The 21,762-nt window shown below is 56.0% G+C and carries 18 protein-coding genes and 1 pseudogene; 14 read left to right on the forward strand and 5 right to left on the reverse strand.

From position 1 onward, the window contains the following. Window positions 1–91 precede the first annotated feature (91 nt). The 4 genes from AC07UI_RS24275 (at window position 92) to AC07UI_RS24290 (ending at window position 5,114) form a co-directional block, all read left to right on the forward strand. Window positions 92–1,102, forward strand: coding sequence for a LacI family DNA-binding transcriptional regulator (locus AC07UI_RS24275; protein WP_008006387.1), 1,011 nt, complete (start codon window positions 92–94; stop codon window positions 1,100–1,102). Window positions 1,103–1,437: 335 nt separating this feature from the next. Then, window positions 1,438–3,102 (forward strand): glucose-6-phosphate isomerase, encoded by a 1,665-nt coding sequence (gene pgi / locus AC07UI_RS24280; protein ID WP_494994892.1) that lies wholly within the window; start codon window positions 1,438–1,440, stop codon window positions 3,100–3,102. 239 nt (window positions 3,103–3,341) lie between these two features. Continuing rightward, a complete protein-coding gene (locus AC07UI_RS24285; protein ID WP_494994893.1) occupies window positions 3,342–4,568 on the forward strand; it encodes a maltoporin in 1,227 nt (408 codons plus the stop codon). 114 nt (window positions 4,569–4,682) lie between these two features. Continuing rightward, the gene (locus tag AC07UI_RS24290; protein ID WP_494994894.1) at window positions 4,683–5,114 is read left to right on the forward strand and encodes a hypothetical protein; all 432 of its coding nucleotides are present in this window, start codon (window positions 4,683–4,685) and stop codon (window positions 5,112–5,114) included. A gap of 68 nt (window positions 5,115–5,182) precedes the next feature. On the opposite strand, the pseudogene AC07UI_RS24295 reads toward AC07UI_RS24290, so the two are convergent. After that, window positions 5,183–5,980, reverse strand: a pseudogene (locus AC07UI_RS24295) (tyrosine-type recombinase/integrase); the annotation flags it as partial. Window positions 5,981–6,132: 152 nt separating this feature from the next. Then, on the reverse strand, window positions 6,133–7,047 hold the full coding sequence (locus tag AC07UI_RS24300) for a LysR family transcriptional regulator (RefSeq protein ID WP_494994895.1): 915 nt from the start codon (window positions 7,045–7,047) through the stop codon (window positions 6,133–6,135). A 268-nt stretch (window positions 7,048–7,315) separates the two neighbouring features. On the opposite strand from AC07UI_RS24300, the gene AC07UI_RS24305 reads away from it, so the two are divergent. The 5 genes from AC07UI_RS24305 to pgm all read left to right on the forward strand — a co-directional run bounded on the left by AC07UI_RS24305 (window position 7,316) and on the right by pgm (window position 13,708). Continuing rightward, entirely contained in the window at window positions 7,316–8,338 is a 1,023-nt protein-coding gene (locus AC07UI_RS24305) for a zinc-dependent alcohol dehydrogenase family protein (protein WP_494994896.1), read from the forward strand. Between the two features lie 333 nt (window positions 8,339–8,671). After that, window positions 8,672–8,881, forward strand: a complete 210-nt coding sequence (locus AC07UI_RS24310) for a hypothetical protein (protein WP_494994897.1) — start codon at window positions 8,672–8,674, stop codon at window positions 8,879–8,881. A gap of 104 nt (window positions 8,882–8,985) precedes the next feature. Continuing rightward, window positions 8,986–10,446: a hypothetical protein gene (locus AC07UI_RS24315; RefSeq protein WP_494994898.1), complete on the forward strand. Its 1,461-nt coding sequence runs from the start codon at window positions 8,986–8,988 to the stop codon at window positions 10,444–10,446. Window positions 10,447–10,556: 110 nt separating this feature from the next. After that, on the forward strand, window positions 10,557–11,957 hold the full coding sequence (locus AC07UI_RS24320) for an aminotransferase-like domain-containing protein (RefSeq protein WP_494994956.1): 1,401 nt from the start codon (window positions 10,557–10,559) through the stop codon (window positions 11,955–11,957). 104 nt (window positions 11,958–12,061) lie between these two features. Next, window positions 12,062–13,708 (forward strand): phosphoglucomutase (alpha-D-glucose-1,6-bisphosphate-dependent), encoded by a 1,647-nt coding sequence (pgm, locus tag AC07UI_RS24325; protein ID WP_494994899.1) that lies wholly within the window; start codon window positions 12,062–12,064, stop codon window positions 13,706–13,708. Between the two features lie 182 nt (window positions 13,709–13,890). Here the strand turns inward: pgm and AC07UI_RS24330 are convergent, their stop codons facing one another. Next, window positions 13,891–14,586 carry a pirin family protein gene (locus AC07UI_RS24330; RefSeq protein WP_494994900.1) on the reverse strand — a complete coding sequence of 232 codons (696 nt, stop codon included), beginning with the start codon at window positions 14,584–14,586 and terminating at the stop codon, window positions 13,891–13,893. Window positions 14,587–14,858: 272 nt separating this feature from the next. Here AC07UI_RS24330 and AC07UI_RS24335 point away from each other — a divergent pair, with 272 nt between their 5' ends. Next, complete coding sequence (locus AC07UI_RS24335; RefSeq protein ID WP_494994901.1) at window positions 14,859–17,333, forward strand: UvrD-helicase domain-containing protein; 2,475 nt, start codon at window positions 14,859–14,861, stop codon at window positions 17,331–17,333. A 75-nt stretch (window positions 17,334–17,408) separates the two neighbouring features. Here AC07UI_RS24335 and AC07UI_RS24340 read toward each other — a convergent pair whose 3' ends face one another. Both AC07UI_RS24340 and AC07UI_RS24345 read right to left on the reverse strand, forming a co-directional pair. Continuing rightward, window positions 17,409–17,681: a DUF1652 domain-containing protein gene (locus AC07UI_RS24340; protein WP_494994902.1), complete on the reverse strand. Its 273-nt coding sequence runs from the start codon at window positions 17,679–17,681 to the stop codon at window positions 17,409–17,411. A gap of 60 nt (window positions 17,682–17,741) precedes the next feature. Beyond that, window positions 17,742–17,984, reverse strand: a complete 243-nt coding sequence (locus AC07UI_RS24345; protein ID WP_494994903.1) for a hypothetical protein — start codon at window positions 17,982–17,984, stop codon at window positions 17,742–17,744. On the opposite strand from AC07UI_RS24345, the gene AC07UI_RS24350 reads away from it, so the two are divergent. From AC07UI_RS24350 to AC07UI_RS24365, 4 genes are all read left to right on the forward strand, one after another. Continuing rightward, on the forward strand, window positions 17,955–18,770 hold the full coding sequence (locus AC07UI_RS24350; protein WP_494994904.1) for a helix-turn-helix domain-containing protein: 816 nt from the start codon (window positions 17,955–17,957) through the stop codon (window positions 18,768–18,770). The two genes, AC07UI_RS24345 and AC07UI_RS24350, sit on opposite strands and share 30 nt — an antisense overlap. A 50-nt stretch (window positions 18,771–18,820) precedes the next feature. Continuing rightward, on the forward strand, window positions 18,821–20,227 hold the full coding sequence (locus AC07UI_RS24355; protein ID WP_494994905.1) for an NAD(P)/FAD-dependent oxidoreductase: 1,407 nt from the start codon (window positions 18,821–18,823) through the stop codon (window positions 20,225–20,227). Between the two features lie 33 nt (window positions 20,228–20,260). Further along, window positions 20,261–20,602: a cupin domain-containing protein gene (locus AC07UI_RS24360; RefSeq protein ID WP_494994906.1), complete on the forward strand. Its 342-nt coding sequence runs from the start codon at window positions 20,261–20,263 to the stop codon at window positions 20,600–20,602. A 61-nt stretch (window positions 20,603–20,663) separates the two neighbouring features. Then, window positions 20,664–21,758 (forward strand): polyamine ABC transporter substrate-binding protein, encoded by a 1,095-nt coding sequence (locus tag AC07UI_RS24365; RefSeq protein ID WP_494994907.1) that lies wholly within the window; start codon window positions 20,664–20,666, stop codon window positions 21,756–21,758. Window positions 21,759–21,762: the final 4 nt, after the last annotated feature.

Raw genomic sequence — 21,762 nt, forward strand, 5'->3', positions numbered from 1 at the left:
GCATTTTCTCGCCGTGAGCTTTACAATAGGTAGCAACTGGACATGAGTTCAGCGCTATCCATCAAATCACGTGAGAAAGGAGTGATGCACAGTGGGCGCAAAGATGAGCGATGTCGCGAGAGCCGCGAACGTATCAATGTCTACGGTATCTCATGTTCTCAACGGTACTCGTAAAGTACATCCTGACACCGTCCGTAGTGTGAATCAGGCTGTAGAGTCCGTAGGCTATATTCGAAACTCACTCGCTCGGTCTCTGGCTCGCTCCTCTTCGGGTTCGGGTGCTATCGGCGTGGCGATTGCTACGCTTTCAAACTATTACTTCAGTGAAACAGTACGTGCCATCGAAGCGGCATGCGCGAAAAGCGGATTGATGATGATATTGGTCAATACGCAAAGAGATCCGGAACAGGAACTCAAAGCGGTTAAGGCACTGCATGAGCGACGTGTTGACGGGATTGTACTCGCTTCGGAATATGATCCAGAAAATCGAGTATTTAATTACTTAAAAGCCAACAAGATACCCACGGTTCTCATCGATCGACTTCTCTCGACGTCTTTTGATCAGGTGGGGGTAGAGAATAAGCACTCCTCTCAAGAGTTGATTGCACATTTGATTAAGCTGGGTCATCGGCGTATCGGGATGGTATCCGGACGATTGACCCAGTCTTCTTCTCATGAGCGAATTGACGGCTACCGTGCGGCTTTAGCTGACGCTGGAATTGAGTACGAAGATCAATTGGTTTGCTGTGGTGAATCGGCGATTGCGCCGGCAATGGAAGCCACTCGCCATTTGCTATCGCTAGAGCACCCGCCCACCGCAATAATGACTGCAAACAACTTGATGACCATTGGTGCAATGCAGGCCCTTCGTGAAGCGGGGCTTGAGGTGCCAAAGGATATCGCGTTGGTTGGCTTTGACGATTTCGACTGGGCGGATGCTTTTAGCCCAAGATTGACAGTTGTAGCGCAACCTCTCGAGGAACTCGGAGCCCAGGCTGTGAAGCTTTTATTGAAGCGTATCAAGCAACCTGAGGGTAGACGTCAGACTATTAGATTGAAACCCTCTTTAATTCAGCGAGATTCATGCGGCGCTCCCAAATGACTGTAATCAGGATTTCGTCCTGAGGATCTAGCGGTGCAGACGTGAATTACTTGACTCTTGTTCACGTCTCGCCGCATGGATAACTTTGAAACTAAACGACTAGCACCTGGTTTCCATTTGTCGTGCACGTATATGTATGTTTTCAGTGTTTTCTGCTTGAGTGCCCCGCGTTCGGTTTTGTTTTTCTTCAGGTAATTGGTTGTAACTGCAAAATGCAGAGCTTATTCCTGTGATGGCGCTTCTGCGTTCGCAGAATTACGAAATGCTTAAATTTGAATGGCAAGACAAGAGTCGATTTAGACGGCACAAGCCGTATTGGCGAAGAGGGGCTGGGCATGAATAACTACAACAAAACGAATGATGTAACTGCACTGCCGGCATGGCGCAATCTGCTCGACCATCGGAAGAGCATGAAAAATTTTAGTATGCGCGATGCCTTTCGAGATGACAGTAAACGCTTTCAAGAGTTTTCCTTGGCGGGCTGCGGGCTTTTTTTGGATTACTCCAAAAACCTGATCACTCACGAGACGCGTTCATTGCTTGTAAACCTTGCTCGCGAGGCAGGCGTGGAACAGGCAGCGCATGCCATGTTCAGTGGAGAGAAAATCAACTGCTCCGAGGGGCGTCCTGTGCTGCATACCGCGCTGCGGCGACCAGTGGGTGACGCTTTGATGGTCGATGGTCGCAACTTGATGCGCGATGTGCATGGAGCCCTGGCGCAAATGACTGACGTTGTGAGTCGTATCCATAACCATCTGTGGCGTGGTTACAACGACAAGGTCATCACCGATGTCGTAAACATTGGTATTGGTGGCTCATTTCTGGGCCCGGAGCTTGTCTCTGAGGCATTGGCGCCTTTTGCTCGGCATGGAGTGCGGTGCCATTATCTAGCTAACATCGACGGCAGTGAATTCCGAGAGGTTACAGCCGGACTGAACGTAGAAACAACGCTGTTCATCATCTCCAGCAAAACCTTCGGTACTCTTGAAACCTTGAAGAATGCACAAGCTTCTCGTAGCTGGTACTTGGCTAAGGGCGGGACGGAGGAGAAGCTATATCGCCATTTCATTGCTGTGACAAGTAATCGCCAAGCGGCGCTGGATTTCGGCATTCGTGAAGCAAACATTTTTCCTATGTGGGACTGGGTCGGTGGCCGTTACTCACTATGGTCTGCAATTGGCCTACCGATTGCTCTGGCCATTGGTATTGCTAACTTCAAGGAGCTGCTATCCGGCGCGTACGCGATGGATCAGCATTTCCTGAACGAACCATTGGAACAGAACCTTCCTGTTCTTTTAGCGGTACTCGGCGTTTGGTATCACAACTTTTGGGGTGCGCAAAGTTATGCTTTCTTGCCCTATGACCATTACCTGCGCAACTTCGTGAAGCATCTGCAGCAGATGGACATGGAGTCAAATGGCAAAAGTGTTCGTCATGACGGCACGTCAGTGTCCTGCAGCACGGGCCCAGTAATCTGGGGCGGCGTGGGGTGTAACGGACAGCACGCTTACCACCAGTTGCTGCATCAGGGAACTTCTCTGATTCCAGCTGACTTCATTGTGCCTGTGGTCAGCCACAATCCAGTGGCTGATCATCAGGAATGGCTGTACGCCAATTGCTTGTCTCAAAGCCAAGCGCTGATGTGGGGCAAAACCCGCAGTGAAGCTGAGGCAGAGCTAAAAGCCAAAGGCCTTTCATCCAGTGAGATTGAACGACTGGCGCCGCATAAAGTGATCCCCGGTAACCGGCCAAGCAATACAGTTGCTCTTGAGATCATCAATCCACATAGTCTTGGTGCGCTGATCGCCCTTTATGAGCACAAGGTCTTTGTCCAGGGCGTAATTTGGGGAGTCAACTCGTTTGATCAATGGGGCGTGGAACTGGGCAAGGAGCTAAGCAACAGCGTCCATAGCCTCCTGACTCGCTATGACGCGCAACCGGCTGATGATTCCTCGACGCAGGGTCTTATAGATTTCTTCCGAGGACGTCATCGGGGGTAGAGCCTCATAAGATTGGACGGGACTAATGCCTTATCGTTAGCTCGTCGTGGTCACTTTGCACTGCCTGGATTTTTCGCATGCTTTTGGTTCAGGTAATGCAGTGCCTTTTTTATTCGATTTAACTTGGTATTTCCCTGTCGGAAACCGGTGCGTGGAGTTAGTCGCGTATCCGAATCAAAAGCGTGCTGTTCGTGTTATCGGCCTTGTCCAATAAATATAACAAACAAAAGGTGTTATGAATGAACGTTAAAACTCTCAGCGCAGTTCTGGGTGCGTCCTTTGCTGTCGGCTTTTTGCCCGTTGATGCGTATGCAACAGACTTCAGTGGTTATTTCAGAACCGGAGTAGGAGATTCGACTCAAGGAGGGAAACAGTCGTGTTTTCAGCTACCGGGCGCGCAATCCAAGTACCGTCTGGGCAACGAATGTGAGCAATATCTGGAACTGGATTTGCGTCAGGATCTGCTTTCACTGGACGACGGCTCGGTGGTCAGCGTGGAAGGCATGGCACAGTTTTTCAACGAGTATGGCCATGAACCAAAATTTGACGGGGAGCACGGCTATACGCGGATGAGCCAGCTCTACGCTGAGTGGAGCAAGATGCCGGCATTGAATGGCGGTTCTTTCTGGGCGGGCCGTCGTTACTACAACCGAAACGACATCAATATTTCCGACTACTTCTACTGGAACCAAAGCTCAACGGGCTTTGGGTTCGATCAAGTCGCATTGGGAGATCTGAAATACAGTTACGTATTCTCACGCAAGGACAACGTCTTCCAAAAGGATTTTGTTACTCGTCATGATGTGACCGTCAGCGGATTCAACACAAATCCCGGTGGCGAGATTCAGCTGGGCGTCAGTTATCTGGACAAGCCGAGCCGCGAGAATGCTCATCAGGGCTGGTCGGTGGTTGCCCAGCACAAGCAGGTCGCGTTTCTCGGCGGAGTCAACAAGTTCGCTGTTCAATACGGCCGAGGGCCGGGCACCGCATTGGGCTACACCGGTGATACCACGTTGGATGAGAGCAACAAGAGCTGGCGGCTCGTGGAGTTTTTCGACTGGCAAATGACTCATGCTTTCAGTGGTCAAGTTGAATTGGTCTATCAAAAAGACACGCGGCCTGATGGTGATGATCAGAACTGGTTATCCATTGGTGTTCGGCCAATTTATGCGTTCACGGATCAGTTCAAGTTGATCACAGAAGTTGGGCGCGACCAGGTTGAAGCCGCAGACGGTACCCGAAAACTCACTAAGTACACCATCGCGCCTACCTGGTCACCGAAGGGCACGGGATTCTGGGACAGGCCGGAATTTCGTCTGTATTACACCTACGCAACCTGGAACAAGGCTGCGCAACGCGCCGCCAGCTTACAATCTCCGGGATCGGCGTTGTCTGATACCGGTGCGTTTGGTACAGATCTGCAAGGCTCCAACGTAGGGTTTCAGGTCGAGTATTGGTGGAAATAAATCCTGAAATGGCAGTGCTGACAATCAGCCCGGATCTGCTTCAACAACTGCGGATAGCGAGGGCAATCTAACGCTTCTTCCCAAACAGAAGGGAGTGGTGAACCGCGAGAGGAAGTGAGCGAGTCAGAGGGCGCTGAATGTTGTGGCGTTCAGCGCCATCGTCGATCGAACATTGTTGAAGCTTTATCAGGCGAGTCACTCAGAGCGAGAGACGACGTCACTATCCTTTTATCCGGTGATCGGGTTTTAATTGCGTCACTGTGTCGCTTTTCGCATCAACTCTTTGCGCAATTTTCCGGGGGACATGCCAAACATGTTCTGAATATGTCGAATGAAATGAGGTGCATCGGCGAGCCTGCATTCGAAAGCGATTTCCCCTATATGTCGATCCGAGCTGATAAGGAGCCATCGGCCAAACCTGAGTCGAACCTGACGGTAGAATTGGGCTGGAGTGTTACTGGTTTCGGCGACAAACAGCCGCTCAAGTTGCCGTTTACTGGTTCAATCTGTCGTCACTCGCTCTGCATTTTGCCGCAACTGGTCTAAGTAGTTCGCCCATTGTTGAGCCGCCTCCCGGCGTTGCACTAGCAGTTGCGCACGCGCATACACAGCCCCCAGCGCATCTGCACCAGTTCGCCAGGGCGGACTGGCAACATGACCAGCAGCCGCATCGCGGTGGCAACGCTGCCGTCGTTACAGTCATCCAGGCGTAGAAGAAATCTGCCCAGGTCGGCTGGCCTTTCAATCGCCGGATTGCTAGTCACGACGTGGCGAATCTTTAGCTCCTCGATGTTACTGAGCGCCACGTTGCGCTCCACCCAGCCTCGACCTTCGGCAAAACCCAAGATGGAACGTATGATGGTGCGTACGCGCCGAGCCATAGCCATGATGCGCTGGCGGCGCAGTTCCGTGATGATTGTGGTGATGTGTTCCAGCTTGATCTCGCTGACCGGTTTATTGCCGATGGCAGGCAAGATGTGGTTACTCAGCGCGCCACTAAACCCTGAGATGGACTTGGTGACCAGTTCGGCAGACTTAAATGTTAGCCACTGCTTGGCCACATACTCGAAGGTGCGCTCTTCGTTGAGCAGCTGTGCCTCGATCTTCGCGGTCTTGGCTTTGAGCGGAGCAATGTGGTTGGCCACGTCGCGGCGTGCGCCGCGGGCAATGTCGCGTGCCTCCTTCAGACCGATGTCGGGGTAGGCACCGATCGAGAAGCGGTTCTCCTTGCCATGCAGCCGATACTTCAAGCGCCAGAACTTGGAAGGTGGCTTTCCTGCCTTGCTCGACGCCCTTACCTCCAAGTAGAGGCCTGGGACATCGCCGTCGGCGTGCTTGCCGGGTTCGGTCAGCGAGCGGATGAAGGCATCGCTGAGTTTTCGTTTGAAAACAGGGGCATTATCTGGGGGCATCGGTGGGGGCATCGTTTTTTAAAAATCGAAATTTGCCCCCAATTATGCCCCCATGAGCTCTGGAATCCAGTGGAATTGGACGGACGACTTGGACTGAGTTTCACTATAACCCAATGTTAATAAAAGGTTTTTTGGCATTTAGTGGAATTCTGTTACAGACTATCGGGGTCCCCAAAGAACATCTGAATCCGCGAGCGCAACCAGCGTTCGCCCGGATCGTTGTCCTGAGAGCCGCGCCAGGCCATGTGCAGTTCGAAACTGCGCACCGGCAGCGGCGGTTCTTCGGCGCGTACACCGCCAGCGGCGGTCAGGGCATCGGCTGTATAGTCCGGCACCATGGCGACGATGTCGGTGCCCGCCAGCAGCGTGCCCAGGCCGTTGAACTGTGGAACGGCGAGCACCACGTGGCGCTTGCGGCCAAGGGTCTCCAGCTCTTCATCGATAAATCCGCTCAGGTCACCGGCAAATGACACCAGTGCATGGGGGCGGGCGCAGAAGTCATCCAGGCTCAGGGCTCCGGGCATACTGTCCGCGCGCAGCAGTTTCGGCATGCTGCGGCGCAAGACCTTGCGTTTGGCATTGGCCGGCAAATCAGTGGTGTAACTGACGCCAATCGAAATCTCACCGGACGCCAACAGCCCCGGCATTAATATGTAGTTGACCCGCCGCACCACCAACACGATGCCTGGCGCTTCAGCGCGCACGCGTTTGAGCAGCATCGGCAGCAAGGCGAATTCGACGTCATCCGACAGGCCAATACGGAACACTGCGTTGCTGGTCGCCGGGTCGAACTCGGAGGCGCGGCTCACCGCAGTGGAAATCGAATCCAGGGCCGGAGAGAGCAGGGCGAAGATTTCCACCGCCCGTGCTGAAGGTTCCATGCTGCGTCCGGTGCGCACGAACAGCGGGTCATCGAACAGCCCGCGCAGGCGTGACAACGCCGCACTGATGGCCGGTTGGCCGAGGAACAGTTTTTCCGCAGCCCGGGTCACGCTGCGCTCATGCATCAATGTTTCGAACACAATCAACAGGTTCAGGTCGACACGACGCAGGTCATTACGATTCATCTGGGGTCCTGGCAGAGTCAGCAAACTTGACGGGAACAGTCATATGAGAACAATGACCAGCATGAATCTTACGGGGAAAGACTGGTACTCTGCACCGGATAATTCAGATTTCCCACGATGCTGGTTCGGTTTTCTACGGATTTTGACGTCGTTGCCGGAGCTGCGGAATCAATGACAGGCATGTCGACTATTAATAGCCACTGATGGTCTTGGTCAGAAAGCCCAGATAGAGTTCAGGGCATTAGAGGTTACTTTGACGAGGTTTGCGATGTCCCGCACGATCCGTTTTCACAAGTTTGGTCCAGCCGAGGTGCTCAAATGCGAAGAGCATGCGGCAGCGATGCCTGCACCGGGCGAAGTGCAGGTGCGTGTCGAGGCAATTGGCATCAGTTGGTACGACGTGCTCTGGCGTCAGAATCTGGCGTCGTCCCACGCTCGACTGCCTTCGGGCCTTGGCCATGAAATGGCCGGCGTGGTGACGGCTGTCGGCGAGGGTGTCGATGATCTGGCGGTGGGTGACAAGGTCGCCAGCTTCCCGGCGCAAAGCCCGAACGATTATCCGGTGTACGGTGAGCAGATCGTTCTGCCTCGTTCGGCGTTGACCCGTTACCCCGACGTACTGAGCCCGATTGAAGCCAGCGTGCATTACACGCCACTGCTGGTAGCCTACTTTGCCTACGTCGATCTGGCACGGGTCAAACCGGGTCAGTTTGCCCTGGTGACCGATGCCAGCCACTGTGCCGGGCCATCCTTTGTGCAGCTGGGTAAAGCGTTGGGGGTGCGGGTCATTGCCGCGACCAAGACGGCTGATGAACGTGATTATTTGCTGTCGCTCGGTGCCGAGAAGGTAATCGTTACCGAAGAGCAGGATCTGCTGATGCAGATCAACAAGTACACCGACAGTCGTGGCGTCGACGTTGTGTTCGACGGCCTCGGCGGACCGCAGATGTCGTTGCTCGGTGATGTGCTGGCGCCTCGCGGCAGCCTGGTGTTGTATGGCCTGCAAGGCGGCAACCAGACACCGTTCCCGGCCTGCGCAGCGTTCCAGAAGAACATTCAGTTCTTTGTGCATTGCATCGGCAACTTCACCGGCAAACCGGAGCTGGGCATCATTCAGGACCAGGTGGCGTTGCAACGAGCATTGCGCGACATCAATCAACTGACTGCGGATCGTGTTTTGCTGCCACTCAAGACTCGGGTCTTCCCGTTCAATGAGTTTGTCCAGGCCCATCGTTACATGGACGAATGCCCATGCCGCGTGCGGGTTGCCCTTCAGGTCGAGCCGGCCTGATTGCCTTCGTCAGAGTCCGTTGCAGCGGGCTCTGACGTTTTGGCCAAAACGGATGGCCCCGTACTCTCTAAAGCACGCTGAAACTTTTACTCTCCCGTCTGTTTGTTCTCACCTGTCCAGTCATTTTAATTGAGCATTCTCCGTTCTCGCGTGCCAGCTCAGGCCGATATCCGTAAATAATTCGCTCCCTGCGCCGTTTAACTTAAATGATGCCACACATCCCGTGTTCTAAAGGCTTGGCAACTGAACTGGTTTTTTGTACGAATCTGTATCTTCCAATCATTGTATAAGCCTTGATAATTGGATGATCACTTTCGTCTCAAGGAATGAGTCATGGTTGAAGTTAAAGGGTCGCTTTGTTTTTGTGTCGAAATTCCCCGCAAGCCCCCCGCTGTGCGTGGTTTTGTGCGTCACTTGCAAGAAGCATGGCAAGCTGAATTAGTTGCGATCAATAATGCCTGCGTGCATCTTCTTTGTTTTGTGTGCTCATTGTTTGTAGGAAGTCGTAGGAAGTTTCCCAACTTGCTTTCATTTGCCTTTTGACAGTCCTGATATTTCATCGCGATGTTAATGTTTGGTAACTGAAGGTGAAGCAGAGCTGGCAATGGCCTGCTTGACACCGATTATACATTTCAGGTGTAACGACGATGAGTGCAATTCACGATCAAGCAATGAGCTATGTTTATCAGCAAGTACTGCATCGCTTACTGGGCTATTTCTCCCGCGCAGAACGGACGGCATTGCAACTTTTCATCCAGCGTCTGGTCGTTTCTGCCGGCGGAATGGAGCGTATCGGTAAGCACAAGGTGCTGATGGTCCATTCAGGTTCCTGGGACAGCAGCTACACCTTGGGTTTTCTGCGCGCCGCTCAGCTGAGCCTCGCCGGTAGAGCCCCGGCAACTTTCAACTTGCGGGTCGCTACCCTGCGCCATGCCTGGATGAGCCCGCAGACGTTGGCCAATATCCACCGCAGCTACGGCGCGTTGTTCGTTTATGACGATCCACGGGTTGAGGCGTTGATGCTCGATGCGCGCAATGTCCTGCCTTTTAATCATCTGGCGCCAATTTCCGAAACAGGTCGTGAACTCAATTGCCGAAACCTGTTGATCAGTGGTCACCTTTCGCAGGGCGAAGGGAGCTCGACGTTTGGCGATGACTATCATTTATCAATGGGTGATTTCTACGGGGTGATGGCTCGCTGGGACGGTGGTGTCGATACGTTGATCAATGGTGACTCTCCCTTCGAGCAAAGACAGTATCTGAGTTGTTTCATGAGTGCCGCGAAGAAAATCGGGTTATCGACCGAGTGCACCAGTGCGCCCGATTTCGATGATCTGTTGGGGACGCTCGAGCCGTTTGGGCAGGACTATTATCGCGTGCTATGCGCAGACAATGACCAGCAATACGTGCAGCAGGCGGTGGCTTATGAGGCGCGTCGGCGGGTGTCATACATTAGCCTGAATGAATTGGTTGGTGGTAAGCAGGAGGAGCGTTGGCGGTTGCTCAGCGAGTTTCTCGGCTTTCAGTTCGATCTGTTCACCTCTCACGTCAGCGAAAGCGAATACGCCAGTCTGTTGCTGTTGGCTCATATGCGAGGCTTGCAGGCTCAGTTTGTGCGTGGCCTGAGTTATGCAGAGGGGGTTGCCGAATACTTGAGACTGGCTTCGCTCCAGATGCGTAATAAGGACCTGCCCGAAAGCCTGGTAGAGCAAGTGCTTTGCGCCTACGCCAGTGCGCAAAGGATTGAGGAGCGTCGCGCCCAGGCAAACGCCTATGCCCGACAAACGCTGGGCCTGAATGAGGTGCAACTGGTTTGTCTGCTGTTCGCGCCCTTTGTCAACGGCGGGGAAGGTCTTGAGAACTTCCTGCGTCGTTGTCATCCGGGCATGCTTGTGGCTATGCCTGAGGTACATAAAGCGCTGCAGATGCAGTGGGCGCCGGAGCAGGTCATGCAATGGATGGTCGATGTCAGCGGTTTGCCCGTCGGCTTGCTTGGCAAGCTCTACGGCATGTGTCAGGCCGACGTTGGTGAGCCTGATCAAGGCCAGGAAGGACTCCTCATCTCCGATAGTGGTGATGTGACGACCGAAGAGTCAGCGGGACGTTGAAGGGGGTTGAGTTGATAGGGTCAAATAATGTGTTTCCACGTTCGCACTTGCCGGACATCCAAAAGCGCCTGCAGATGCCTGGTACCGTCACGCAGGCCGTGTCATCTTTTGTGAAAGGCGTCGAAAAAACCGATTTCGCTTATCAGGCGGTGTACCGTTATCTGACCAGCCTGATCGGTGAGGTGGGCACCGATGTCCGCGTCAAATTGCCTTCGCTGCGACAGCTGGCGGACCGGCTGAATGTCTCCATCTCGACGATTCAATATGCCTATTCACTGCTGGAGAAGGAGGGGCGGGTCTATTCGATTGCCAAGTCTGGTTACTATGCACGGCCGGTATCTTTCAGCAGTTGCTTGAGCATTGGCAATGATTTGCTTGAAACGGTCTACGTCAGTGCCAGACGCCCGGACATGCTGGTGTTGAGCGGCGACGAGCCAGCGCTGTTGCTGTCTCTGGATAACCCTTTATTGCTGATGGAGCGAGAACTGGTGCGCCAGTATCCGCGTCAGCTTCAGTCGCTGTCACAGCCATGTGGCGAGCTGGAGTTGCGCACCGCACTGGCCGCCCGCTACACCTCGTCCCCGGTGCGTTGCTGGCATGCCGATGATGTCTATATCGGCGCGGACCTGCGCGGGGTGTTGGAGATCCTCATCGCAGTGTTTGGGCTCAAGGGCGCTACGGTGCTGGTGGAATCACCCTGTGACTGGGGAATCCTGCGTTTGCTGCAGACGGCCGGTGTGCGGGTGATCGAGTTGCCACTGCAAGACACTGGCTGCCTGGACCTTGATTCGCTCACACATCTACTGAGGACCGAAGTGGTACGTCTAGTGATGGTGTCCTCCGGCATCAGTATGCCAATGGGCAGCCTGATGCCGGCGAGCGACAGGCGACGTGTGGCGCAGGTGCTGGAGCAGTACGGTTGTTGGGTGCTGGAGAACGACATCTACGGTGAGCTGGCTTTTGAACAAACCGGATGGCGCTTTCGTGACCTGGTCAGCACTGACCGGTTGATAGTGTTTTCTACATTCGAGAAGATCATTGGTCCGGAAGCGCCCTACGGGTATTTGCTTTCACGCCACTTGAGTGTCGAACTGCATCGGCATTTTCTCTTGCGGTCTTTCCGTTTGTCGCCCATTCGCCAGAAAGCCATCGCCCGGTTATACAGCAATGGTCGCCTCGACCAGCATCTACAGGTGCTGCGCCGGATGCTGGAAGAGCGTATGTGGTACATGATGCAACGGCTGCAGGAACGCCTGGCCGACTCACTTCAATTCATCGTGCCCGCCGGTGGCGCGACTGTCTGGGTGCGCTCTTTAAGGCCGGTGGATTTACGTCAAGTGTTCCAGCGCCTGCTCAAGCAGCGGATCGTCGTTGCCCCTGGCGACCTATTCAGCATTCACGGGCTTCATTCCCAGAGCCTGAGATTGAGTCATACCTTCAACGGTCATCATGATCTGGATGCGGCGCTGGGTTATCTGGCGGATGCCTTGAGGCTTGAGTTGCTTGAGTGAGTGGCGCCGGCAAGCATTTCAAGGCGATAGATAACGTCGCAAAGCGCTCAAACTGCCAGTAAACTGCGCCTCTATCCCTGAACCATCCTTTCCAGAGGTTATGCATGACAATCAGTCCTTTTGCGGGCAAACCGGCACCGGCAGAACTGTTGGTCGATATCCCGCGACTGGTAACGGCCTATTACACCGGCCAACCTGATGCAGCAGTTGCTACTCAACGTGTGGCTTTTGGCACTTCGGGACACCGCGGCAGCTCCTTCGAGCTGAGCTTCAATGAATGGCATGTCCTGGCCATCAGCCAGGCCATCTGCCTGTATCGCGAGGCTCAGGGTGTTGATGGTCCGCTGTTTGTCGGCATCGACACCCATGCACTGTCGACTCCGGCCGGTGCCAGCGCGCTGGAAGTGCTCGCGGCGAACGGCGTCACCGTGATGATCGCCGAAGGCGACGAATACACCCCGACACCGGCGGTCTCCCACGCCATTCTTTGCTACAACCGTGGTCGCACCTCTGGACTGGCAGACGGCATCGTCATCACCCCATCACATAACCCGCCACAAAGCGGGGGCTACAAATACAACCCAACCAATGGCGGCCCGGCCGATACCCACATCACCAAGTGGATCGAAGCCAAGGCCAACGAACTGCTGGCCAACAAGCTCGCTGGCGTGAAGCGCATCAGCTACGAGCAGGCACTGAAGGCAAGCACCACCCATCGTCACGACTACCTCAACACCTACGTTGCCGATCTGATCAATGTGATCGACATGGACGCCATTCGTGGCGCCAGGCTGCGTCTGGGCGTCGACCCGTTGGGCGGAGCAGGGGTGCGCTACTGGTCAGCGATTGCCGAGCACTACCGTCTGGATCTGGATGTGGTCAACACCCAGGTCGATCCTACGTTCCGCTTCATGTCGGTGGACTGGGACGGTCAGATCCGCATGGACCCGTCTTCCAGCTACGCCATGCAAGGCTTGATTGGCCTTAAAGAGCGCTTCGACGTTGCGTTCGCCTGTGACCCGGACCATGACCGTCACGGTATCGTCACGCCATCCGGCGGCTTGCTGGCGCCGAACAACTATCTGGCGGTGTCCATCGATTATCTGTTCCAGAACCGTCCGCAATGGCGTGCCGATGCGGCCGTGGGCAAGACCGTGGTCAGCAGCGGCTTGATCGATCGGGTTGCCAGACGACTGGGGCGCCGTCTGTATGAAGTGCCGGTGGGTTTCAAATGGTTCGCTGACGGCTTGTTCGACGGCTCTCTGGGCTTCGGCGGTGAAGAAAGCGCCGGTGCCTCGTTCCTGCGCAAGGACGGCGGCGTCTGGAGCACCGACAAGGACGGCCTGATTCCAGCGCTATTGGCGGCGGAAATGACTGCTCGTACCGGCCGCGACCCAAGCCAGATCTATCGGGCGCTGACCGATGAGCTGGGTGAGCCCTTCTCGGTGCGCGTCGATGCCAAGGCCAATCCCGAGCAGAAAGCCTTGCTCAGCAAACTGTCGCCGGAGCAGGTCAAGTCCACGCAGTTGGCCGGGGAGGCGATTCAAAGCATTCTCAGCCATGCACCGGGCAACGACCAGGCCATCGGTGGTTTGAAAGTCATGACCGAGAACGGTTGGTTCGCGGCACGCCCTTCGGGCACCGAAGACATCTACAAGATCTACGCTGAAAGCTTCATCGGTGATGAGCATCTCAAGCAACTGGTGGCAGAAGCTCAGACATTGGTGGATGGAGCAATTTCTGCGAAATGACTGATGGCCCTGTGGTGCTTGATCGTTCCCACGCTCCTGCGTGGTAACGCATCCCGGTGACGCTCTGCGTCACGCGGAGCGTCCAGGGCGGCATTCCCACGCAGAGCGTGGGAACGATCAAACGCAGACAAAAAAGGGGGCGACCAAACGGTCGCCCCCTTTTTTGCCTGGCATTTACAGCATCAAGCCAGATCCACCAGAACGATTTCACTGTCCTCGATCGCAGTCACTCGCAGCACTTGCTCATGCTCCACCGCAACTCCGTCTCGAGCTTGCGCACGCAAGCCATTGACTTCAATGACTCCGGTTGCTGGCACCAGATACGCCCGGCGACCGCTGTCCAGGCGATACTCGGCACTTTCACCGGCTTTCAGGTTGGCCGCCACCAGGCGTGCATCGGCGCGTATGCGCAGGCTTTGATCGTCGCCGGCCTTGCCGCTGGCCAGGGTAACGAAACCTTCGCGCTGCCCTTTAGGAAACGGCTTGGCCCCCCAGGATGGTGCCGAGCCGGCTTCATTCGGGATGATCCAGATCTGGAAGATCTTGGTCGCGGTCGATTCCAGGTTGTACTCGCTGTGGGCGATCCCGGTACCGGCGCTCATCACCTGCACGTCACCGGCTTCGGTACGGCCCTTGTTGCCCAGGTTATCTTCGTGGCTGATTGCACCTTCACGAACGTAGGTGATGATTTCCATGTCACGGTGCGGGTGTTTCGGGAAGCCGGTGCCGGGCGCAATCACGTCATCGTTCCAGACCCGCAAGTTGCCCCAGTTCATGCGTTTAGGGTCATGGTACTCGGCGAACGAAAAGTGATGATGGGCATCCAGCCAGCCATGGTGAGCGCCGCCCAGGGAGGTGAAGGGTCTGAGTTCAAGCATGATCGTCTCCAGTAAAGGTTCGTCATGTGGCTGAACATTTGAGCCGCAGAACTAAACCGGTGGTTGATGGCGAGTATCATCCAACAAGCCAATATCGATAAAAAGCGGAAAAAATACTTCAAACCAATCTAATTAACAGATGGTTTTGGAGGAGGAATTCTCCCTCACAGCTTTCAGTTCATCGCTTAAGCCAATGACGCATAAGCATTTCACTAGAAGTCATCGGCAAATGAAGCGACCATAGCCCAACAGCCTCACACACTGGAGTCAGCGTGCCGCAACACACCCCCGATCTTCCTCCCGAGCTTGTACCACTGGCCGAAATGCCGCTGTTCAAGCGTCTGGCCGCCCGGTTCTTCGGCCATGGCCTCAATCGCTTGCGCGCCCAGCACCGTGCGTCCTGGCTGCATGGCCAGGCCGACGGCTTTCGTAGCGGGCACAGCGCCGGCGTGGATTACGGCTACAAAGAAGGCAAGCTGGAGGGCATCGAAGAAGGTCGGCAGGTTCTGCTGATTCGCGACACGCGCTGCACCGAACACCGCGCGCCAGGTGTCGATGAGAACCTGTTCGATGACTGGCGCTTGCCGCTCACCGCCGAGCTGAAGAAGCGCATCAAAGCCGATGTCACCCGGTTACTCCCGCCGCAGGCGCAGCCGAGTGCAGCGCAGTGGAAGATGATCTTCAGCGACACACCCTCGACCACGGTGATTGCCGGTGCGGGGGCGGGCAAGTCGACCTCGCTGGTGCTGCGCATTCTGTTGCTGACCCATTACCTGGGTTTTGAACTGGGTTCGTTGACGGTGGTGACGTTCACCCGTGAGTCGCGCAAAGACTTCATCAACAAGCTGACGGAGATGTTCGCCATTTGGGGGCTCTCGCTGAGCCTCAAGGATGCCCGAGACGTGGTGCGAACCTTCCACTCACGAATCTTGCCGATGGTCCGTAGCCTGCCGGGTTTCTCTCGGTTGCAGGCTTTCGAGAACCTCAATGCCCGCTCGCTGCCGGGCGATGAAGGCGCTGACAGTAATCCGTTCGATCTGCGGATCAACGACACCCAGCGCCAGCAACTGAATGCCTGTTATCACGCTTTGCATACCCGTGATGAGCGATTCCGCGAACTGATCAAACCGCTGTCCCGGCACGCCTTGCAGCTCAAGGAACTGGAGCGTGATCACCCGGACGTGCAAAAGCGCATCGCGGTGACCGAGCTTGCGGCCAAGCGTGATGAAGAGCTCTGCGACACGATCGAAGACCTGTGGTTTCGCGCCGGTGCCTGGCCGATCAAAGGCATCGAACCCGACCGGCAGAGGTTCGAGATCAATGGTTCGTCATTTCATTGCCACGGCTATATCGCCGAGCTGGATGCCTGGGTCGTGCTGGGCTTCGACCCTCGTGAGAATGCACAGATCAGCCGGCCAGGCGCCAAGCTGTCGGTCCGCGCGGAATGGGCGGTAAAGCGCACCTTGTTTCAAGCTTTCTGTCGTAAGCCACTGATTTGGCTTGATAGTTATGATTCAGCGAAACGCGTTTTGTCGTCGCTGGCCGGGGGTGCCAGCGCGGGACCAGGCTTTGATTACAAGGTCAAAGGCGAGCTCGGTTCCGCGCCGCTGCTGGATTGCTTTGTCGCTGCGGCCGGGTTTATCGAGAACCTGGGGCTGGATGTACCTGCCGCTGTGGGCCAGATGAGCTTTGCCAAAGACGATCCTGATCGCTTTTTTTTCGAGGCCCTGAGCCTCTTCTGGCGGGCGCTGGAGGATCACTTGCTTGATCAATCGCCGCCGGTCATGACTTATAACCGCATGTTCGCGTTGTTCAGCGAGCACTCACCGGAAAACTTCAAGCTGTTGAGCGACGAGCTGCTGCGGCCGCTGTCGCACCTGATGATCGATGAGTTCCAGGACGTTTCCCCGCAAATCGTCTCCTGGATCCGCGCCAGCCTGCGGGAGATCCGCAGCCGTGGCCCGGCCATGCATGTCGGCCGGGGCGCGCAGCGTTCGTCGCTGTTATGCGTCGGGGATGATTGGCAATCGATCTATGGCTGGCGTGGCAGCTCGCCGAAATACTTCATGGAATTCAACAAGGAGTTCCCGTCTCCAAATACCACTCGGGTCATGCTCAGCGATAACTATCGCAGCCATCAGCACATCATCGACGCGGCAGAGCATATCGTCCGTGCGGCCCCCGCGATTGCCGGGAAAAAGGCCAAGGCCAGCGGTGACCCCAAAGAGTTGCTCCCGGTGAAGGTCATGGATAGAGACGACCTGGCGCTGGCCAGGCGCTTGGTCGAACACTATCGAAACGGCGATTCGGTCTTGATGTTATTTCGAAAAAGTAGCGATAAGTTATTGATAGAAGAGCATATTCAGGCTGTAGTTAATGTTGATTCTAGATTGCCAATCGAGGATCGCCGACTGAAACAACTGACCTACCACAGCTCCAAAGGCCTGCAGGCTGATGCAGTGTTTCTGTTGGGCGATTGCCAGCATCTGACCAGTTCACCCTACAAGAACCAGGTGTATCGCATGGCCGGGCTGGCCAGGGATGGCGATGTCGAACCGTATGACAGCGCCCAGAAAGACGAAATCCTGCGCCTTGCGTATGTCGGTATTACCCGGGCGGTCAAGCACTGCTACTGGTATGTCGACAGTCAGGATGTGCAGGCGGCCAATGTTCCGAAGGCCTCCGACCGGATTGCCGGGGACAAGGCGTTCTTCGATGATCAGCGGGGGATGAAGGTTCAGGTTTGAGACGCCGCAAAAAGCCTTTGGGTGCACCCGACAAAAAGCCCACGAAATGTGGGCTTTTTGTCGGGATTTCAATGGCTAACTAAAACCTCTTGAACTCATGGGTGGAATGAACGATTCAAGCTCGTCTTCTACCGCCTCGATTATTCTCTCCACATCGGTGGCGTTCATCACTGTTGCACAAGGGATACCGGCAATGGCGATCATGGTTTCGCCGCTGGCTCGGTCGAATAGCCGGGCAATCATGCTGTCGGGGGCATCCATGCTGGCCTCGAAGCCCATTGGATGAAAATGCCAGCGCATGAGCTGACAGGCATTGGGAAAGGTGACCTTGGAAAAGACCGTATTCATGTGTTGCCCACCTTGTTCGTTGAGCACTTCCTTAAGCTCGCGGTAGGAACGGAAGGGCCTTCACTGGCCCAACCTTTGAGCTTTTAAAAGTAGCATCACTCGCGACAGGCAGGAGGTTTTTTTCAGGCCGTTTGGCGATTGCTTTGAAAAGCTTTGATGCAGGTCAAATCCCGGTATGTCTAAGACAACGCGCCATTCTCTCAAGCCATCAATTGGCCATTGAAGCGCAAGCTGAAGTTCGGCAAGCTCTGTTTTTCTGTCATCGAGTGTTTTATGCCTGCCAATGATGATGGCCCGCTGCAAACCCAGGCCACCGGCGAAACCGTGCTGCGTTATCACCTGTGCTGGAAACACCGTGACCTGGAGGGGGTCATGGCGCTCTATCACCCGGACGTCCAGTACAACGATTTCTTTCAGAACCGCATTCTCGGTCTGGCTGAGCTGCGTGAGTACGTGCGCAGCAGTATGCCCCGCGATCCGGATGAAGCGCTCGAACACTCCGACCGCATCCGTCTGGATGGTAATACCGCGTTCATTCAGTACCGGGTGACGTTGCGTGGCGGCCAGGGGCTGGTGTCGTTTCGCGCCAGCGAAGCCATCACGGTGCGTGACGGTCTGATCTGGCGGGTCAACGAGTATGCCTCGCTGGTGCATGAGCACCCGTCCAGCAAGTCCGCTACCAGCCTGCGCCCGGCGGTCAGTCGGCTGGGGCTTTCGCCGCGACAATTGAGTTTTATGGCGCAAGACCTGCAACAGTATTTCGAGCGTCAGCAACCGTATCTGGACCCGGAACTCGATCTTCAGCGGGTGGCGAAAGAGTGCGGTTACAGCCGCAATCAGATCTCCTATCTGCTCAACCAGGTGCTGGGGCAAAGCTTCTATCGCTACGTCAACCAGGCTCGCCTTCAGCACGTGTTGGCGGCGCTGGACAAAGCAACGCCACCGTTGCGGGTCGACGAGCTGGCGTTCGCCGCTGGTTTCAATTCCCTCTCGGCCTTCTATAGCTGTTTCCGCCAACACACCGGCCTGTCACCGAAGGCTTATGCCAAACACATTTCTTTGCGTGCACGCGCGCAAGACAGCCTCTGAACCCAGGCACTAGGATCGCAGCCATCTAGTTTTGGGTTGCGGAGTCTTGCATGCCGGCGTGGCGCACTATCAGTTTGTGGATGGATCAACTCGAGGAGCCCCTGGTTGCCCGGCCGTCGCTGGAGCAAGACCTGGACGTTGACGTGGCGATCATCGGCGCCGGCTACACGGGGCTTTGGACGGCTTACTACCTCAAGCGTCTGGCGCCCGGGTTGAACATCGCCATCCTCGAAGCGCAGACCGCTGGTTTCGGTGCGTCCGGACGTAATGGCGGCTGGCTGATGGGCAACCTGCTGGGTGAGGATCGCTTACTTGGCGATCTGCCAGCCGAGCAACGCCGGGCATCGTTCGATTTGCTGCATGGCATTCCTGATGAGGTGGCGATCGTCCTCGAACGCGAAGGCATTGACTGCGATTACCGCAAGGGTGGTGCGCTGTATTGCGCAGCTCGCTATCCCGAGCAGCAAGCCAGCCTGCGCCGCTACCTGGACACACTCTACAGCCAGGGTCTCAACGAAGCCGACTACCGCTGGCTCAGCCCTGAGCAACTGGCGCAACAGATCCGCGTCGCCAAACCTTATGGCGGTATCCATGCAGCGCACTGCGCGACCATTCAGCCGGCCAGACTGGTACGTGGCCTGGCCCGGACTGTCGAGCGCTTGGGGGTAACAATCTTCGAGAACAGTCCGGTCACCGACTGGCAATCCGGCAGTTTGCGCACCGCCAAGGCGCAGGTTCGCAGCCGCTGGATCGTGCCCGCGGTGGAGGGCTATGCCGTGACGCTGGCACCGTTGGGGCGTTATCAACTGCCAGTGCAGAGTTTGCTGGTGGCCACCGAGCCACTGTCCGCCGCAACCTGGGACGAGATTGGCTTGAGCCAGGGCCAGGCCTTCAGTGAAAGCAGTCGGCAAGTCACCTACGGCCAGCGCACCGCCGACAATCGTCTGGTATTCGGCGCGCGCGGGGGTTATCAGTTCGCCGGGAAACTGCGCCACGACTTTGACCTGACAACCAACGAAGTCGAATTACGACGCTACCTGTTCGGCGAACTCTTCCCACAGCTCAAGAGCGTCAAGATTACCCACGCCTGGGGCGGCAACCTGGGCATGTCCCGGCGCTTCAAGCCGCACATGCTCTGCGATCGCAGCAACGGCATCGCCTTGTCAGGTGGTTACGGTGGCGAGGGCGTAGGCGCGAGCAATCTTGGTGGCCGGACCCTGGCCGACCTGATTCTCGAACGCGACACCACACTGGTGCATCAACCGTGGGTGATCCAGCAGGGCGGCCTCAGCGCGCTGAAAGCCTGGGAACCGGAACCCTGCCGCTGGCTCGGCTACAACGCGATCATTCGCAGTTTCGTCCATGAAGACCAGACCCTGGCCAATCCGCAGACCGCACCATGGCGGCGCAAGTTTGCCAGTCGGGTGGCGGGGTTTATGGAAGGGTTCATGCAGTAACGGCTCGTCGATCATCCACCCGTAAGGACCACAATGAGCATCACACAGTTCAAACATACCGCCACCGCCATCCTGGACGAATCGAACCCGGTAGCCGTGCCATTGGGTACGCCCATCGCCGTTACCTCGGTGACGTGCGTCGAACGCAACGACGGCGTTGAAACCGGCATCTGGGAATGCACGCCTGGTCGCTGGCGGCGGCAGATCGTTGCCCAAGAGTTCTGTCACTTCATTCAGGGCCGCTGCACCTTCACCCCGGATGACGGTGAAACCTTACAAATAGAAGCGGGCGACGCACTGATGTTGCCGGCCAACAGCACCGGGATCTGGGATATCCAGGAAACCGTGCGCAAGACTTACGTTTTGATTTTTTGATCCGCTGATCAACCGAAAACCTGCCTGACAAAAACAGCCGTACATAATCAGGAATCGACTCATGATCCGTATGACCACCGCTTCGTTGAAGTTAGCTCCGTTGATGCTCCTCGCTTCACTCAGTCAGGCGGCCGAGACCGTCAAGATCTACAACTGGTCGGACTACATCGCGCCGGACACGATGAAAAACTTCCAGAAGGAAACCGGTATCGCTTTCACTTATGACGTCTACGACAGCAACGAAACCCTCGATGGCAAGCTGATGACCGGCAAATCCGGTTATGACGTGGTGTTCCCTTCGAACCATTTCATGGCCCGGCAGATTCAGGGCGGGGCGCTGAAGAAACTCGACAAGAGCCAGCTACCGAACTGGAAAAACCTCAACCCGGTATTACTCAAGGCCTTGCAAACCAACGATCCGGGCAACGAGCACGGTTTTCCGTACCTGTGGGGCAGCACCGGGATTGGCTACAACATCGCCAAGGTCAAAGCGGTACTGGGCGATAATGCGCCGGTGGACTCCTGGGATTTGATCTTTAAACCCGAGAACATGAAAAAGCTCCAGAAGTGCGGCGTGGCGATCCTCGATAACGGTCCGGAATTGCTGCCGGCTGCGCTTAACTACCTCGGCCTGCCGCACCACAGCAAGAATCAGGCGGACTACAAAAAAGCGGAAGAACTGCTGATGAAAGTCCGGCCGTATGTGAGCTATTTCCACTCATCCAAATACACCAGTGACCTGGCCAACGGCGATATCTGCGTAGCCGTGGGCTTCTCCGGCGACATCCTGCAAGCCGAAAGCCGCGCCAGTGAAGCCAAAAACGGTGTGGAAATCGGCTATTCGATCCCAAAAGAAGGCGCAGCAATCTGGTTCGACATGGTCGCCATGCCCGCCGACGCCCCGGACGAGAAGGCCGGTTACGCCTTTATGAACGAGCTGCTGCGTCCGGACGTCATGGCCGACATCAGTAACTATGTGCACTACGCCAACGGCAACGAACAGGCCGACAGCCTGATCGATCCGGCGATCAAGAGCGACACCAAGGTCTACCCAAGCCCGGAAATGATGGGCAAGTTGTTCGCGCTGGAGGCCATGCCGCTGGACATCGACCGGATTCGCACTCGGTTGTGGAACAAGATCAGGACGGGGAGCTGACAGG

Source organism: Pseudomonas sp. GW821-FHT04C07 (genome assembly GCF_059420325.1).